General features: G+C 41.7%; 13 protein-coding genes. 8 read left to right on the plus strand and 5 right to left on the minus strand.

From position 1 onward, the window contains the following. The first annotated feature begins 25 nt into the window (after positions 1-25). Both ACK1U4_RS01780 and ACK1U4_RS01785 read left to right on the plus strand, forming a co-directional pair. On the plus strand, positions 26-484 hold the full coding sequence (locus ACK1U4_RS01780; protein ID WP_419401505.1) for an AAA family ATPase: 459 nt from the start codon (positions 26-28) through the stop codon (positions 482-484). Further along, positions 474-1,241, plus strand: a complete 768-nt coding sequence (locus ACK1U4_RS01785; RefSeq protein ID WP_419401504.1) for a tRNA(His) guanylyltransferase Thg1 family protein — start codon at positions 474-476, stop codon at positions 1,239-1,241. The genes ACK1U4_RS01780 and ACK1U4_RS01785 overlap by 11 nt, the downstream gene beginning before the upstream one ends. On the opposite strand, the gene murU is transcribed toward ACK1U4_RS01785, so the two are convergent. Then, the gene (murU, locus tag ACK1U4_RS01790) at positions 1,233-1,922 is read right to left on the minus strand and encodes an N-acetylmuramate alpha-1-phosphate uridylyltransferase MurU (protein ID WP_419401503.1); all 690 of its coding nucleotides are present in this window, start codon (positions 1,920-1,922) and stop codon (positions 1,233-1,235) included. The two genes, ACK1U4_RS01785 and murU, sit on opposite strands and share 9 nt — an antisense overlap. A gap of 112 nt (positions 1,923-2,034) precedes the next feature. Then, positions 2,035-3,078, minus strand: coding sequence for an aminoglycoside phosphotransferase family protein (locus ACK1U4_RS01795; protein ID WP_419401502.1), 1,044 nt, complete (start codon positions 3,076-3,078; stop codon positions 2,035-2,037). Between the two features lie 120 nt (positions 3,079-3,198). On the opposite strand from ACK1U4_RS01795, the gene ACK1U4_RS01800 reads away from it, so the two are divergent. Together ACK1U4_RS01800 and ACK1U4_RS01805 are read left to right on the plus strand one after the other, a co-directional pair. Continuing rightward, positions 3,199-6,111: an LPS-assembly protein LptD gene (locus ACK1U4_RS01800; protein WP_419401501.1), complete on the plus strand. Its 2,913-nt coding sequence runs from the start codon at positions 3,199-3,201 to the stop codon at positions 6,109-6,111. Positions 6,112-6,217: 106 nt separating this feature from the next. Next, positions 6,218-8,266 (plus strand): peptidylprolyl isomerase, encoded by a 2,049-nt coding sequence (locus ACK1U4_RS01805; RefSeq protein ID WP_419401500.1) that lies wholly within the window; start codon positions 6,218-6,220, stop codon positions 8,264-8,266. A 70-nt stretch (positions 8,267-8,336) separates the two neighbouring features. Here the strand turns inward: ACK1U4_RS01805 and folE are convergent, their stop codons facing one another. Continuing rightward, positions 8,337-8,921 carry a GTP cyclohydrolase I FolE gene (gene folE / locus ACK1U4_RS01810; RefSeq protein WP_419401523.1) on the minus strand — a complete coding sequence of 195 codons (585 nt, stop codon included), beginning with the start codon at positions 8,919-8,921 and terminating at the stop codon, positions 8,337-8,339. Positions 8,922-9,129: 208 nt separating this feature from the next. Here folE and ACK1U4_RS01815 point away from each other — a divergent pair, with 208 nt between their 5' ends. The 4 genes from ACK1U4_RS01815 (at position 9,130) to ACK1U4_RS01830 (ending at position 15,919) form a co-directional block, all read left to right on the plus strand. After that, entirely contained in the window at positions 9,130-12,252 is a 3,123-nt protein-coding gene (locus ACK1U4_RS01815) for an Eco57I restriction-modification methylase domain-containing protein (protein WP_419401499.1), read from the plus strand. Positions 12,253-12,329: 77 nt separating this feature from the next. Beyond that, positions 12,330-13,145, plus strand: coding sequence for an enoyl-ACP reductase FabI (locus tag ACK1U4_RS01820; RefSeq protein ID WP_419401498.1), 816 nt, complete (start codon positions 12,330-12,332; stop codon positions 13,143-13,145). 142 nt (positions 13,146-13,287) lie between these two features. Next, positions 13,288-13,950 (plus strand): YoaK family protein, encoded by a 663-nt coding sequence (locus ACK1U4_RS01825; RefSeq protein ID WP_419401497.1) that lies wholly within the window; start codon positions 13,288-13,290, stop codon positions 13,948-13,950. A gap of 97 nt (positions 13,951-14,047) precedes the next feature. Beyond that, positions 14,048-15,919 carry a M48 family metallopeptidase gene (locus tag ACK1U4_RS01830; protein WP_419401496.1) on the plus strand — a complete coding sequence of 624 codons (1,872 nt, stop codon included), beginning with the start codon at positions 14,048-14,050 and terminating at the stop codon, positions 15,917-15,919. A gap of 74 nt (positions 15,920-15,993) precedes the next feature. Here ACK1U4_RS01830 and ACK1U4_RS01835 read toward each other — a convergent pair whose 3' ends face one another. Both ACK1U4_RS01835 and ACK1U4_RS01840 read right to left on the minus strand, forming a co-directional pair. Beyond that, positions 15,994-16,176 (minus strand): hypothetical protein, encoded by a 183-nt coding sequence (locus ACK1U4_RS01835; protein ID WP_419401495.1) that lies wholly within the window; start codon positions 16,174-16,176, stop codon positions 15,994-15,996. A gap of 134 nt (positions 16,177-16,310) precedes the next feature. Beyond that, complete coding sequence (locus tag ACK1U4_RS01840) at positions 16,311-16,901, minus strand: hypothetical protein (protein WP_419401494.1); 591 nt, start codon at positions 16,899-16,901, stop codon at positions 16,311-16,313. Between the last annotated feature and the right edge of the window lie 201 nt (positions 16,902-17,102).

The raw sequence follows: 17,102 nt of genomic DNA on the forward strand, positions 1-17,102 counted from the left end.
AGGATAAATTTATTTGGGTAGTACCATGCAACTGATTATTTTTATTGGTCTTCAAGGCTCGGGCAAATCGACTTTTTATAAACAACATTTGGTTGATAGTCATATTCGGCTAAATGGCGATATGTTAAAAACAAAACACCGAGAAACGCTATTGTTTCATGCTTGCCTTACTAGCAAAACACCCACCGTCATTGATAAAACCAATGCGACTATCGCTGAACGCCAACCCTTGATTGCACTCGCCAAACAACAGCATTTTAACGTAATCGCTTACTATTTTGATGTGCCTTTTGCTATCGCCCTTGCTCAAAACAATCACCGAGAAGGTAAAGCTAAAGTACCTGAAGTTGGGGTAAAATCTACTGCTAAAAAACTGCAACCGCCCCAATTTTCCGAAGGCTTTGACCAAATTTTTTATGTTAAAGTGCAAGATAATTTATTTGAATTGATTGAATTAAAACAGGAATTACTTGATGAGATTTGAAGAACTTGACACCAAAATGCGGGTATTTGAAACCGCTCACGACTATTGTATCACGCCCCAAGTATATATTGTGGTGCGTTTGGATGGGCGAGGTTTTACCAAAAAAACCAAAGAACTTTGGCAACTTGAAGCCCCATTTGATGTGCGGTTTAATGAAGCGATGGCGAATACCACCAAACACTTAATGAATTGCGGATTTAATATCATCTATGGCTATACCCAAAGTGATGAAATTTCATTACTTTTTCACCCAAATGAAGATACTTTCAATCGCAAAACTCGTAAAATCATTTCTGTATTAGCAGGTGAAGCGAGTGGATTTTTTAGTTTGGCAATGGGTGAATTAGCAAGTTTTGATGCTCGAATTTGTGAATTACCCACACGCCAATTAGTAACAGATTACTTTAGTTGGCGACAAGAAGATGCTCACCGTAACAGCCTAAATGCTCATTGTTACTGGCTACAACGTCATCAAGGCGTGGATAAAGCCACCGCTACTGCTTTTTTATCGGGTAAAGCATTGGCTGATAAACATGAATTGTTGTTTAGCAATGGCATTAATTTTAATGATTTACCCAGTTGGCAAAAACGAGGGGTCGGATTATATTGGGCTGATGTGGAAAAAGTGGGCTTTAACCCCCTAACCAATACACCCACACAAACCACACGCCGAGAGATTACCATTGACAAAGAGCTACCGCTTGCAGAACAATATGATGCGATGATTCAAAAAATTTTGGACGGTGGATTAAACTAATGCTAATTTTTTATTCAAACTTTCCAACCGTTCAATCGTTCCCACATCGACCCAATCGTCCATGAGCAACGCCCCACCAATCCGATTATCCGCCATCGCTTGCTTGAGCAAAGGGGCAAGCGGTGCGGTATCGCCCACATTAATCGCATCTAGCAACCTTGGCGAAATCACACTCATCCCTGCAAAGGTATATTTGGGCGAACCGTCCACTTTGACTAATCCATTATCGAGAACAAAATCGCCATTCGGATTATGTGTCGCTTTATCGGTCAATAACAAATAGCCCAACTGCCCATCGGTTAGTTGGTAATTCACCAACTTGGTAAAATCAAACGGTGTCCATACATCGCCATTCACCAAAATAAACGGCTCGTCTTTTAGCAAACCCTCATCTAACGCCTTTTTGATACCGCCTGCGGTTTCTAACGGCTCGCCTGCCTCGATAGACCAATGAATCTTGACCCCAAACTGGCTACCATCGCCCAATGCGTCAAGCAGTTTATCCGCTAGCCACGACACATTAATAGTAATATCGGTCACACCTGCCTGTTGTAAGGCTTTGATATGCCATACAATTAGCGGTTGCCCACCGACTTCGACAAGGGGCTTAGGCGTGGTCAAGGTCAAAGGGCGTAAGCGAGTGCCTTTGCCTGCGGATAAAATCATGGCTTGGGTAATCATGGGTTGCCTTTTTAATTAAACAAAGGGGGCTGTAGGGGCGTATTGAATACGCCCAAATTGTCATTTTTAAATAAAGGGCGTAAGCATTACGCCCCTACCAATGTGATTATAGTTAAGAGAATTTTTGCTCAAATTTCACTTTTACTTCATCATTTAACCATTGATAAAATTGGCTAAATGTCTGATTATCATCTTTCACCGCTTGCAATGATGTCATCAAATCGCCCATGACTTTGGGCATATTTGCCAAATAACGGTCTTTGCCATCACGTTGGAATAGACGGATAAAAATGCCCAATACTTTCAAGTGGCGTTGCATACTCATCACGTTAAATTCACGGCTAAATTCACCTAAACTTTTGGTATAACGGCTTTCGATATTGCCCAATTGATAAAATTTGGCGAGATGTTCGCTGACCCAATTTTCATCAAAATTAATGTAGGCATCACGGAGCAATGACGCTAAATCATAGCTATACGCCCCAATCACCGCATCTTGAAAGTCAATCACCCCCAACTCATCTGTGCCGTCCAGCACCATCAGATTGCGACTGTGAAAGTCACGATGAACGACTACTTGCGGTTGGGCGGTGACTTGTTTGATAATTTCGGCTTGTAAGTTTTGCCAAATTTGTTTGGTTTTTTCGCTCAATTCCACGCCAATGTAAGGCAAAAACCATTCGGTAAATAGCGACATTTCACGAGTGAGCAGTGCCTCGTCATACGGCGGTAGGATTTTTTCCGCCTCGCTAAGGTCAATTTGTTGAATGGCTAAAATCTCTTGCATGGCTTGTTGATAGTGGCGTTCGGTTTTTACCATATCCTCACTGTTATTCACATCTTTGGCTATCACATCGGCAAAATCAGTCGCCCCCAAGTCTTCCATCACGATAAAGCCTTGGGCTTCGTCAATGGCTTCAAGTTTTGGTACATGGACATGGGTTGCCATGAGTTTATCGACAGCGATAAATTCTTTCACGCTTTCTTTGTCAGGCGGTGCGTCCATCACGATATACTGTTTGTCACCGACCGTCAGACGGTGATAGCCACGAAAACTGGCATCGCCTGCAAGACGCTGATGTTGTAGGTTTTGGTTGGGGAAAACTTGGGTCAGCCAAGTGTGAAGCAGTTGGTCACGTTCTGAAAAATTGCTCATAAAAGGGTCTTGTTGCTGTTAAAATTAATCGCAATTATAGCACCTTTATCAGCGGTTTTTTGCAAAAAAACTGCCTATCGTGATATGATGAAGCGATTCTGTTTGCTTGTTGGTTTTCTTATGAGCCACGCTATCCGCCATCACGCCACCATTATGACAACGACCATGACAAAAAAAACCACTTCACTGCCCAATTTATCCCCTTTAACGCAAGCCTTACAACAGGGCTATCATTGTTTATCTCACGCACATTCACCCAAAAAATTGAGCAAAAAACGCATGGGGCGAAAAGGGCGAAAAATGCTAGGCTTGGGTGTGGTGGGCGTGTTGGAGCTATGCTTGAGCCAAACAGGTTTTGCCCAATCGCTTCAATCGTTTGACAACACCCAAACCGCTCAATCGCTGGATAATACCCAACTTGCCCAAAAAGAAGCAGAAGCATTAGCGGATACCACGACCACCTTAGATATTACCAAACAAGGGACAACACCAATCCCATCGCCTATTATCAGTGAAGAATCGGCACGCACACGCCCCAATTACACACCCACGGCAAAACAGCAAGCCAGCCTTGAACGTCTAAAAACCCATTATCAAAAAAATACCGAAGCCACTGATAATACCAAGACGAACCATTCAACTTCAACGGCTAATACACCGCTTTCCGCCCCCATGTGTCAAGGGCAATGGGTATATCCAAGCAGTGATTATCAACAAAAAAATGCCATTGAAGCCAGTAAAACGGATAAACCCAACAGTGCGTTTCCGCTATATGCCGAAGCGGATTATGGCTATTATGACAGTGAAAACTATGCCGAATTAAGCGGTAATGTCAAAGTCAATCAAGGTCGCCAACAGATTGAAGCGGATAAAGTGGTGGTCAATTTACAAGAGGGCGTGGCGGCTGCCCAAGGCAATGTGATGTTGGTGGATGCTTCGCAATCCGAGGGACTGAATACTACAGGTTCTGCTAATACCGCTAACCCTAAAAATAGCAAAGGCGGGCTGATTACCATTGCTGATGAAATCGCCTATCAAACCGACACTACCAAAGCCACTGCCAAAGATGTTGCCTTTGCCAGCGTGCCATTACAGGCACATGGTTATGCCAAACAACTCAATAAAGTCGATGAAAGTCGCTATGAAATTGATGATGTGATGTTTACCACGTGTGAGCCTGAGCATCCAATGTGGCAAATCAATGCCAAAAATATCGACATTGACACCGATACAGGGCGAGGAGAGGCGTATAATGCCACCCTTAAAATCAAAAATACCCCTGTGTTTTATTTACCTTATTTTAATTTTCCGATTGATGATAGACGCACCAGTGGGTTTTTATTGCCTCGTGCAGGGTTTAAAAGCGATGGCGGTTTTAATATAGAGGTGCCATATTATTTTAACCTTGCTCCCAACTATGATGCCACGCTGACCCCCAGTATTTATACCAATCGCAATCCCATGCTGACAGGTGAATTTCGCTATTTGACAAAAGATTATGGCTATGGCGATTTGACTGCTTCGTATTTGCCCAGTGACCGTCAATATCACGACCAAGACCGCAGTCGTGTGTTTTTTAATCATCATTGGCAATCAGCCGATTATCCTACCTTGTCTGCGGATGCGATTTATCAATATGTGTCAGATTCGGCGTATTTTGATGATTTTGATGACTTGGGCATGATGGCGAGTCAGCTAAATTTACCCAGACGTATTCAAGCCAATTATTATAACGATTATCTGACCGCCCTTGCCAAAGTCGAAACTTTCCAAACATTGGATAATAATTTGACCAATGGGATATTGGCGGACAAAGACAAACCCTATTATCGGTTGCCCCAGTTGTCCGTAAATTATCGCATTCCCACCGAGAGCTTGCCTTGGGAAATGCCAACGGCGTTACAAAAAATGCAATTAACTGGGGTCAGTGATTTTGCGTATTTTAAACGCCCAATCACCGACAATTCTGCCCCTGAACGCAGTGGGGCAAGGCTGTATAATAAGCTGACCGCTTCGTATGCCATCGAACGCCCTTGGGGCTACATCACGCCATCCGCCAGTCTGCAACATTTATACACCCAATATGATGAAGATAGTTTGGTGGCCAATGGTATTGATGAAGGTAATAAAAATAAGTCAATTTTTGTTCCTGAATTTAGCCTTGATAGTGGCTTGAATTTTTATAAAAAAGGCTCGCCATTGGGTAAATTTGACCAAACATTGGGCGGTTATCAACTGATTAGCCCTCGCCTAAAATATGTGTATTCACCCTACCGTGACCAAAGTGATGTCCCCAATTTTAACACTCGTTTGGCATCATTAAACTTTCCACAACTGTATGAAAATTCTTGGTATTTGGGCTATGACCGCTTACCAGACAACCATCATATTACCCCTTCTATCAATTATCGCTATATTGATAATAATGGCTTAACTCGTTTTGATGGCAGTATCGGACAGCAATTCTTTTTGGATGATATTCGAGTGCGTTTGGATAACAGTAATCAACCAATTTCTATTGATAGCTCTGGTACGGTGGTGCAACTAAGTACCCAACCTCGGCAAGATTTTTGGATGGATTTTGATGGGGCATTGTCTGATAATGGTGAGCTAAATTATTATAACGCCCAGCTTCGCTATGCACCCACTCATAATAGTTTATATAATGTAGGCGTTATCAAACGCAATGCCAACCCTTTGGGGCAACGTGATTTATCAGCGGTCACTGTTTCGGCAGTTTTCCCAATTAATGATAATTGGCAATTTTTAGGGGCAGTGCAGTATGATAATTTACAAAACCGTTATAGCGAAATTTTAGCAGGTCTGACATACGAAAGCTGTTGTTATGGCTTATCGGTGTATGGGCGTAGCTATTATAATGAGCTAGATAGCACCGCTAAACGCAACAATGCCATTATGGCAGAATTGAGCTTGAGCGGTATCGCCAGTCGCCGTAGTGGTAAATTATCTCGATTGATTAGCGATAGGGTATTAGGCTATGACCCAAATTTTAATCCGACTGGGAAGTTTTAGGCGTTTATGCAAAAAACAACAAATCGGCAATACCCTAAAAAAACCTTTATAGTAAACTAAACAGCATTCATCAAAAATAAGTTGATTTATTCAATTAGGAATTATCATGGCTAAAAACTCTGCTAAAACCACACCGATTCAAACCCCTCAACCTCGCCAAAATTCTTTGCCTTTTGCTTTGGTATTAGGGGCATTGGCTTTGGGTGTTACTCCTGTTAGTATGGCAGAAACCAAACCCCAAAAAGCTGAAAATACGAAAGCTGAAAATACAAAAGTTGAAAAAGCCAAATCAGATAAAGCTAAAGTTGAAAAAACTAAAAAAGCTGACAATGTTAATAAGCGTGAAACAACTCAAAAATCCACAATTACCCAAAAAGCCAATCAAAGTAAACAGGCTGATTTAACAAAAACAGCGACTGCAAAAACTGATACCTCAAAGTCAAGCTCGGTTAAATCCACATTGACTAAACTCACCACACCTTCCGCCAAACCAACAGCGACAACCGCTAAGACTGACACTCATACGGCAAAAAAATTAGAAGCCAAACCATCAACGGCTAAACCTATCGCCCCAACCAAACCCATTGTGTCAATCAAACAAGCTAGCCCCACAAAAGCACAAGCCCCAAAGTCCGAAGCCCTTAAAGCTCCAACTGTAAAGCCTCAAACGGTCAAGCCTCCAGTCGTAAAACAACCAACGACTAAAACCAACACTGTGAGCAAGCCAAATCCTAGTACCAAGCCCATCACAGTCACACCCAAAAAAACCACAACTGACAAAAAAAATACGCTTGATAAAAAAACCATAACTAATACGCAAGCATTGGTCGAAGCAGACCCTATTAGCCAACCAATTGACCCTGTGGAGTTAGCTTTACCCCTCACGGAAATGCCCGATTCGACTTCTGAAGATATGATTGATGGGGTAGTGGCACTGGTCAATGACACCCCTGTCCTAAATAGCCAACTGCAACAAACGGTCAAACAGCTTGCGAACCAATCGTCAAATCAAGACAAAAACGATTCGCAACTACTTAAACAACAAGCCCTTGACCAAATCATCGCTCGCCAGCTCCAACTTGACTTGGTGACACGCCAAGGTCTAAAAGCGGAAGAACAACAAATCAACACAGCATTGCTTGCGATTGCCAAACAAAATGGCGTGACCAATTTAAATGCACTACAACAACAACTTGAAAAACGCCGTCAAGGTAGCTATCAAACCCTACGCCAAAAAGTTAGTGAAGACTTAGCCATTCAAGCCTTACAACAGCAACAGCTTGCCAAGCGTATCAACATCACTGATTCAGATATTGATGCTTTTTTACAATCTGATGAAATGCAACAACAAGAGCAAACGCAATACCATACCCTGCATATTCGTGTGCCTTATGGCGACATTACCCTTGATAAAGATAAAATACCGACTATCAGTGATAGTCAAAAACAACAAGCCAATACCACCGCCCAACTTATCGCCAAAGCCTTACACGCTGATAATGTTGATATTGAGCAACTACTAATTAATGCCCAAGAAAAAGACAGCCCACAGCTTGAGGGTGGTGATATGGGCTTTCATGTCGCTAGTGAGCTACCTAGAGAGCTTGCTCAGGCAATTATAGCGTTAAACGTAGGGGAGGTTACGGCACCGCTTGCCACGGCTGAAGGGGTGAACGTTATTAAACTGGTTGATAAAAAAGGTGGCAGTCAGCAACTCATTGACCAATGGCAAACTCGGCATATTTTGATTAGCCCATCAAGTAGTGTCACCCCAGAACTTGCCAAACAACAAATTGACAACCTCTATGAACAACTGCGTCAAGGGGCGGATTTTGCCACCCTTGCCTCGACCTACTCCAATGATGTGGGTAGTGCGGTGAATGGTGGTTCATTAGGGTGGGTTGGTAAAGGTGAGATGGTGGCAGAATTTGAAAAAGTGATGCAAAACACCGAAGTCAATGACTTCTCAATACCGTTTCAAAGCCAATTTGGTTGGCATATTCTAAAAGTTGATGCTAAACGTCAGCAAGATGTTGCAGACACCGCTCGCCGTAACACCGCTCGTGAGCTACTGTATAAACGTCAAGCCCCACAAGCATTACATGACTGGATTAAAGAATTACGCTCACAAGCGTATATTAAAATTATCGAGTAAGAAATTAACAATGATGGTGGGCAGGTATCTGGGCGTAAGCTATTACGCCCTACGACTTTAGATTTTGGTATTATGCTTGCGGAATCGCCATCAAAAACTCACTGCGAGCCTGTGCATTGTCTTTAAACTCACCCAATAGCGAGATACTGCGAGTGGTCGAGTTTTGCTTCATCACCCCACGCATCATCATACACATATGAGCCGCATCCATCACCACGGCAGCCCCTCTTGCTCCTGTCATGTCCATCACCGCTTGGGCGACTTGTTTGGTCAAGTTCTCTTGGATTTGTAGCCGTCTGGCATACATATCGACAATGCGAGCCATTTTTGACAAGCCAATGACCTTATCACTCGGCAAATAAGCCACATGAGCCACGCCATAAAACGGCAACATATGGTGTTCACACATTGAGTAAAATTCGATATTTTTTACCAAAATCAACTCGTTATTATCGGTTGGGAAAATCGCATTATTGGTGATTTCCTCGAGATTTTGGTGGTAGCCTTGGGTCAAAAACGCAAAGGCTTTACTGGCACGTTCTGGCGTGTCGAGTAGCCCTGCTCGGTCAAGGTCTTCCCCTGTTGAGGCGATAATTTGGCGGTAGGCGTTGGCGTTATCGGTGATAAATGCTTTTGGGTCTAATGCTGTGGTCATGGGATTTATGATGTCAAAAAAAATAGGCATAGCTTACCCTTTTAGACATATTTGTAAAGGGTTTTTTGCGAAACGTTACGATTATTTTTGGTAACGCTGAATAAGCCGTTTATGGTATGGGAAAAATCGTGTAGAATTTGCTGGATTTTATAGGTTTTGGGTTGGGTATTCGTCTTTTTATTTAAGAAGTTATTTAACAAGGATTTTTATGTTTCAGTCAATTATCATTGAAAAATTTATCAACGCTCAAGATATTACCACCCTCGAAACGGCTTATCATGCCTTTACCAGTCGTTTTCACGACCTAGATTTTCAAGCCAATATCAAGCAAAGCAAAGAAGAGCAGTACCAAGAGGGATTTTTGCGTGATTTATTTGTGCAGATTTTTGGCTACACACTAAATCCCACCACAGGCTACAACCTCACCACCGAACTTAAAAACCTCAAAAACAGCAAAAAAGCGGATGGGGCGGTGCTAAAGGACGGTAATGCCGTTGCGGTGATTGAATTAAAAGGCATGGATACCACCGATTTATCACGCATTGAAGCCCAAGCCTTTGGCTATAAAAATAACCATCCCACTTGCCGTTATGTGATTACATCTAATTTTCAAAAATTGCGGTTTTATATTGACAATGCAGTCGAGTTTTTGGAATTTGATTTGTTTAAACTGGATTTTGAGCAGTTTAAGCTATTGTATTTATTGTTAAATTGTCAAAATTTACTTGCTGATATTCCCCTAAAACTCAAGTCTGAGTCCATCAGCCAAGAACAAAAAGTCACCCAAGCGTTATACCAAGATTATTCTCGTTTTAAACGAGCCTTGTTTGATGATTTGGTGACATTAAACCCCAGTTTTGACCCATTGACCCTATTCCAAAAGTCGCAAAAACTCCTTGACCGTTTATTGTTTATCTTTTTTGCCGAAGACAGTGGTTTGCTAAATGCCAACACCGCCCACACCATGCTCCAAGAGTGGGAGCAAACTCGTAAACTCAAGCTCAAAATGTCGGTGTATGACCACCTCAAGCATTATTTTGGCTATCTCAATACAGGCTATAAGGACGAAAATAGCGAGATTTTTGCCTACAATGGCGGATTGTTCAAACCTGATGATGTGCTAGATAATGTATTGATTTCGGATGAGATTTTGTATACGCATATCAAAAAATTGGCGGATTATAACTTTGCCAGTGAAATTGATGTCAATATTTTGGGGCATATTTTTGAAAATAGCCTAAGCGAAATCGATGAAATCAAAGCCGAATTGAATGGCGAAACGCTCGACAAGACCCAAACCAAACGCAAAAAAGATGGCGTGTTTTATACCCCCAAATATATCACCAGTTATATTGTGCAGAACACGGTGGGCAAGCTATGTACCGATAAAAAGGCAGAGTTTGGCATTGTTGATGAGCTATATATCAGCGATAAAAAGCGTCAAAAAAAGACCCAAGAGGATTTGCTAAATCGTCTAAAAACCTACCGTGCGTGGTTGCTCGACATTACGATTTGTGACCCTGCGTGTGGGAGTGGGGCGTTTTTGAATGAGGCGTTGAATTTTTTGATGGCGGAACACGCTTATCTCGATGAGCTTGAGAGCAAGCTGTTTGGCGGTGGGTTGGTGTTCCAAGAGGTGCGGAATCACATTTTGGAGCATAATTTGTTTGGGGTGGATATCAACCCTGAGTCGGTGGAGATTGCGAAGTTGTCGTTGTGGCTACGCACGGCTGAACCGCATCGTAAATTGTCGAATTTGAATGAGAATTTGATGTGTGGTAATTCGTTGATTGATGATGTGGCGGTGGCTGGGGATAGGGCGTTTGATTGGGAAAAGGCGTTTCCGCAAGTTTTTGCCAATGGTGGTTTCGATGTCATTATTGGTAATCCGCCGTATGTGAAATTAGAACAAATTAAAGCCGTATCAGAACAATTAGCCAAGATGAATTATGAAACCTTTGAAAAACGAGGTGATTTGTATGTTTTATTTGTCGAAAAAGGCTTTAATCTGTTAAAAGAAAATGGCTTGATTTCATTTATTATGCCGAATAAATGGCTACAGGCAGGCTATGGCAAGTCATTAAGAAAGTATTTTTTAGAGCGAAATTTGGAAAAATTAATTGATTTTGGTGATTTGCAAATTTTTGAAGGGGCAACGACTTACCCTTGTATTTTTGTGGCTGAAAAATCTCAACCGACTGAAAATATTGAAATTTCTGTTTTGAAATCAGCTTTACAAATGGATTTTATTAATAATATTCAAGAAAATTTGCAAGTGTTTAACCATGCTGATTTTGATGAAAATACATGGGTTATTTCATCTACTAAAGACAAAGAAATTTTAGAAAAGTTAAATAACAATCTCACTTCTTTGAAAGAATTTATAGGTGGGGATGCCTATTATGGTGTAAAAGCAGGTCTTTCCGAAGCATTCTTTATTGATGAAAATGTAAAAAATCAAATGGATAATGATGCGGAAAAATTTATTTTTCCATTTGTTCAAGGTCGTGACATTAAAAGGTATTTAACGCCTAATGATGTGAATTACTTAATCCGTATTGAAAAAGGCTTTTCAAAGTTACAGCAAATCAATGATGAAAAAAGTGGGGAATTATTTTTAGAAGAAAACTACCCATCGCTGTTTGGTTGGCTAGAACCACATAAAGAAAAAGCGAAAAAAAGAACTGATAAAGGGGATTATTGGTGGGAATTGCGAGCGTGTGATTACTATAGTAAATTTGCACAACCAAAAATTATGTATCAAACATTCCAAGTTAGCCCATGTTTTATCTATGATGACAAAGAGTTGTATTGTAATAATTCAATGTGGATTATTCCAACAGATAATAAAGGGTTGTTAGCCGTATTAAACTCAAAAATGGGTTGGTGGCTTATCTCAAAATACTGTACTCAAATCCAAAATGGCTACCAACTTATTTGGAAGTCTTTTGGACAAATTCCAGTACCAACAAATTTAGATGAATTATCCATCAAAGCCGATGAGATGTTGAGATTAAACAAACAACTACAAGACGTACAAAGCAAATTTTTACGCACGCTTGACCGTAAATTCAACCTGACCGACCCCAGTAAAAACCTCCAAAACTGGCACACCCTCACCTACAAAGACTTCACCAAAGAACTCGCCAAAAAGAAAATCAAACTCACCCTTGCAGACGAAGCCGAATGGGAAGACTACTTTATCGCCCAACAAAAAACCGCCACCGACCTACAAACCCAAATCAACCAAACCGACCAACAAATTAACCAAATGGTCTACCAACTCTACGGACTCAATGAAGACGAAATCAACATCATTGAAAATGGCTAAACCTACCAAAACCATTTTACAATCCAACTTTATTTAGTGTATATTTGTACACTCAAAACCATATTTAAGGAATGACTATGTTACTCACAGGAAAACGCTTTGTCGTCACAGGCATCGCCAGCAAACTCTCTATCGCTTGGGGTATCGCCGAAGCCTTACACCGAGAGGGAGCAAGCCTTATCTTGACTTACCCTAATGAAAAAATGAAAAAACGGGTCGATATGGCGGCCGAAGCCTTTGGTGCGGAGATGGTGCTACCTTGTGATGTCGCTTCGGATAGCGAGATTGAAGCCTGTTTTGCCAAAGTTGCCGAACATTGGGGGCAAGGTGACGATGCAGGGATTGATGGGGTCGTACACGCCATTGGCTTTGCCCCTGCTGACCAGTTGGACGGTGATTTTACCGATGTCACTACTCGTGAGGGCTTTGCCATCGCCCATGATATCAGTGCGTATAGCTTTGTGGCATTGGCAAAAGCCAGTCGTAGCCTACTCGCCAAACGTCAAGGCTCATTACTCACTTTGACTTATGAAGGTAGTATCCACGTATTGCCAAACTACAATGTGATGGGTATGGCAAAGGCAAGTCTTGAAGCCTCTGTCCGCTATTTGGCAAGCTCGATGGGTGCAGATGGAATTCGTGTCAATGCGATTTCGGCAGGCCCGATTCGTACCTTGGCGGCGAGTGGCATTAAGTCATTCCGCAAGATGCTAGACACCAATGCTAAGATGTCACCGCTACAGCGTAATGTTAATATCGAAGAAGTCGGTAATGCAGGGCTATTCTTGCTATCGCCGTGGGCGAGTGGTATCACAGGTGAGATTTTGTTCGTTGATGCTGGATTTAATACCGTGGCATTGAGTGAACAAATTATGATGCAAGATGTGGAATGATAACATTTAGCATAATTAGGAAAGGGCTTAGGATATAAGCCCTTTTTTATTGCCTGTTTTGATTGTCTAATAGTTTACAACCCGTACCAATCGGCATAAAATCGTTTTTTCGATTATTATGATGTGTGGCGTAGGGGCAGGCATGATTGAAAGATTACCTCGATGGATTTTGTATGGTGGCTGTATTTTGGCGTTTAATGCAGGCTGTATCAATAGCACGGCATTGGTCGGCTTTACCCATCTGTCTGCTTCGCACGTGACAGGCAATGTGACGTTATTTGCTTCGGCATTTGCTGAGGGCGATTTTGAGAAAATGGCGATGGTCTGTATTGTGCTGTTATCATTTTTATTTGGGGCGACTATCAGTGGCTTTGTGGTCGGTAGTACCGCTTTACAAGCAGGCAGACGCTATGGCGTGGCGTTGCTGATTGAGGCGTGTTTATTGACAGTTAGCCTTGTATTGTTTAGCTTTCATTCATTTTGGGGGCAGGTGTTTTCGGCGATGGCGTGCGGACTGCAAAACTCGATGGTGGCGACTTATAGTGGGGCGGTGATTCGTACCACGCATTTGACAGGGTTAACGTCCGATATGGGGTCGGCGATTGGTAATATGTTGGCAGGTCGGCAAATTAATAAGAAAATGTTCGTGTTTCAGTCGATGATTTGGTATAGCTTTTGTGGTGGTGGGGTCGTTGGGGCGTTTGGGTATTTGACAATACATTATTTGACGTTGATTTTGCCGATTGTGATTGTGCTGAGTTTGGCGTTTTTATACCATTTTAAATTGCGGTTGGTGGTGGATTAATCTTCATTGCCAAATTTTTCTTGAATAAATCGTATGTTTCTATTAAGCTGATTTTCACAAAAGTATCTGTATGTAATAAAGTGTAATGGAATCACGCATGAAGCGAATTAATAGCCAACAAGATTTTGATGATTTAGTCAGACAATTAGAAATCCAAGCCCATAATCAACCTAAACTGTATCAAAAGCGAGTGATGTTACTTGCTATGCTGGGGAATTTGTACTTGTGGGGCGTGGTGCTTGTGACCTTGCTGATGCTGGGTTTGACGATTTGGCTGACCTTGCGTGTCAATATTTTATGGGCAAAATTATTTATCGGTGTGTTGCCTATGCTATGGATGGTGGGTAGTGCGTTGTTTATTCGAGCTGAATTGCCTGATGACGGACTAGAGATTGAGCGAGAAGATGCCCCAGCGTTATTTGAGATGATTGATGAGTTAAGGGATAGACTAAAATCGCCTAAATTTCATCATGTGCATATCACAGATGAGCTAAATGCAGGCGTGATGCAAGTGCCAAAAGGCTTATTGGGTGGTACGACCAATTATTTGATTTTGGGATTGCCCTTGATGCAAGCCTTGTCTGTCGATGAGTTTAAGGCGGTGCTTGCCCATGAATTTGGGCATTTGTCCAAGTCACATGCTCGGTTTTTTAATTGGATTTATCGCCAACGTTTGCGATTTTCTCAGATTATGGCATCTTTTGAAGACAGTCGGCGTGCTGATTGGATTTTACGCCCCTTTTTGAATTGGTATATTCCTTATTTTAACGCTTATTCATTTCCGCTTGCTCGTGCCAATGAATATGAAGCCGACCGTATTTCGGCACAGTTGACATCCCCACAAATTGCCTCGCAAGCCTTAACTCGCCTTGAGGTGATTGGTAGCTATCGCAGTGAGAAGTTTTGGCAAGCCATGTTTGCTGATACCAAGCATAGCGAACGCCCTACTAGCCAACCATATCGTAATTTTGTCAGCCGTTATCGTCAAGATATTCATGCCGATGATAGCCAACGTTGGTTAAATTCTGCCTTAGCAATCAAGACGGATACCACAGATACACACCCATCACTTAATGACCGTTTGACGGCTTTAAATAGCTCACCACAATGGGCAATGGATACAAGTGAGCGAGCTGATAGCTTGTTAGCGATTAGCCTTGATGAGTTGGTGAATCATTTTGACCAAGACTGGCAACAACAAGTTACGCCAAATTGGAAACAAGAACATGAATACTATCAGCAAGATAAAAAAGAGCTGATGGCATTGCAACAAAAAATTAACAGGGGTGAAACCTTAACCATTGATGAGCATTTTGGGCGGTTACAACTGGCGTATCGTTTGGATAAAATCAATCGTGAGCAATATCAACAGCATATTCGAGCATTGCTCAATAAAGCCAGCAACCATGTTGGGGCAAACTATACCTATGGTCGATTATTATTAAATAATGATGATGAAAAAGGGGTATCCTATTTACAAACTGCCATGCAACTCAATCCTGCACTGATTGGGGATGCTAGCGAAGCCATTCGAGATTTTTATTGGCGAATCGGTCATAAAATCAAAGCTGAACAATGGCATCAACAGTATATCAACCAAATGCAACAAGAATACGAGGATTATCTTCGTCATCATCGGATTTCTACGGATGATGATTTTGTTGAGCATCGACTCACAGCAGACCAATATCAACGGCTAACCTATGTGTTGCAATCGGTTGCACAGGTCAAACAAGCCTATGTTGCCAAACGTCTAGTAGGGCAGAATCGAGAAGTGCATGTAGTTATTTATAAGGTGTTGGGTAGTATGGAAATGTATAGCCGTAAAAAGATTTCTGAAATACATGAAAAAATTGAACATTTACTTCCCAAAGTGGGGGCGGAAATTTTATTAATTAATGTGGATGAAGATGAAGATAATGTTTTTATCAAAAACTTTAAAAGTTTGAATAATGCAAAACTAAAATAATAGCCCTCTTTTCTGACCACTAAACTAAATAGCGTGAGTTAGTAAAACATGACCCACGCTATTTGCTCATCAAACTAGTTGCTTTTCGCCTCTTTCATCATATCTAGCAATGAATCTTCGGTATTGGCTTGTTTTGCATTTGGCACGCTGTCTTGGTTAATATCGGTGGGTTGAATACCGTCCATCGCTTTATTGGCTTTGGTGGTTTGAGCCTCATTTAATTGGTCTTGATTCAGTGGTTGAGTTGGTGTAGGCATGATGATTTCCTTTTTAATTCAATGTTTTATTAAAAGCTGAAAAATCATACTACAAACTTTATTCCCTCAACACAAGACTTTGCTACATAGCGTTATGCTTCGACAACGAATGTTTGCAGTTTTTTACCACTGGGTTACAAATCTTTCATCAAGTCATCAAGCATATCATCAAATGGGTCAGTCGAGCCATTGGCGGTGTTTGGCGGTACAGATGGCGTTGACACAGGGATGGCAGGCGTGACAGTATGTTGTGGTTGACTGACGTTATTGGGCGATTGCGATGGACTCATATGATTGGTCGTTGGTGGTGTGACTAAATTGGATACTGTTGGGTTATTTAGTTCATTGGGAGATACTCTGGCAATATGTGCTTGTTCCAGCAAGGCTTTGGCTTGTTGTTGCTGTTGTTTTTTTACTGCCAACTCTTCTTTAAAATGAAACCAATTATGTCGCCACCAATGTTCAAATTCATCAACATTGCGTCCTGTGATGGAGGATGGTAGGTCAACGGTGATGAGTTCGGCAATCAGTTGTGTGTCGGTTGTGTCAAGGGTTTGGTCATTGGCAACAAAAATATGTTCACGACTGCCTTTGTAGGGTTTTTTGACCAATAATGATTTGCCTGTGAAGTCAAGGCGTGGCAGTTGCCACAGCTTGCCGTTTTGGTAGATGACGGTGAATTTTTGTACAGGGTGTTTAAAGATAACGTCAATGGGGCGTAGCATGGTCGATTCTCGGTTTTTATTGGGATATTTTGATTTAATTTAGCATATTTTGCGTTTTTTACCTAATGGTTTGACACGTCTTGTCCAAGTCAGATGGTATAATAGGCAGATTTTGGTCAACTAAATCTCCCCCAACCCCCTCTTTACGAAAGAGGGGGCTTATATGTAAAGTGCTAATACTTCTTATTCCGAGTTCAGATT

The sequence above is a fragment of the Moraxella sp. TY6 genome (assembly GCF_048551375.1).
In the GTDB taxonomy this organism is placed as follows: Bacteria; Pseudomonadota; Gammaproteobacteria; order Pseudomonadales; family Moraxellaceae; genus Faucicola.

Coding starts and splice junctions, on each gene's coding strand:
- folE (WP_419401523.1), bottom strand. CDS start 8,921: ATGACCACAGCATTAGACCCAAAAGCATTTATCACCGATAACGCCAAC.
- ACK1U4_RS01795 (WP_419401502.1), bottom strand. CDS start 3,078: ATGAGCAATTTTTCAGAACGTGACCAACTGCTTCACACTTGGCTGACC.
- ACK1U4_RS01800 (WP_419401501.1), top strand. CDS start 3,199: ATGAGCCACGCTATCCGCCATCACGCCACCATTATGACAACGACCATG.
- ACK1U4_RS01825 (WP_419401497.1), top strand. CDS start 13,288: ATGATTGAAAGATTACCTCGATGGATTTTGTATGGTGGCTGTATTTTG.
- ACK1U4_RS01815 (WP_419401499.1), top strand. CDS start 9,130: ATGTTTCAGTCAATTATCATTGAAAAATTTATCAACGCTCAAGATATT.
- murU (WP_419401503.1), bottom strand. CDS start 1,922: ATGATTACCCAAGCCATGATTTTATCCGCAGGCAAAGGCACTCGCTTA.
- ACK1U4_RS01820 (WP_419401498.1), top strand. CDS start 12,330: ATGTTACTCACAGGAAAACGCTTTGTCGTCACAGGCATCGCCAGCAAA.
- ACK1U4_RS01835 (WP_419401495.1), bottom strand. CDS start 16,176: ATGCCTACACCAACTCAACCACTGAATCAAGACCAATTAAATGAGGCT.
- ACK1U4_RS01785 (WP_419401504.1), top strand. CDS start 474: ATGAGATTTGAAGAACTTGACACCAAAATGCGGGTATTTGAAACCGCT.
- ACK1U4_RS01840 (WP_419401494.1), bottom strand. CDS start 16,901: ATGCTACGCCCCATTGACGTTATCTTTAAACACCCTGTACAAAAATTC.
- ACK1U4_RS01830 (WP_419401496.1), top strand. CDS start 14,048: ATGAAGCGAATTAATAGCCAACAAGATTTTGATGATTTAGTCAGACAA.
- ACK1U4_RS01805 (WP_419401500.1), top strand. CDS start 6,218: ATGGCTAAAAACTCTGCTAAAACCACACCGATTCAAACCCCTCAACCT.
- ACK1U4_RS01780 (WP_419401505.1), top strand. CDS start 26: ATGCAACTGATTATTTTTATTGGTCTTCAAGGCTCGGGCAAATCGACT.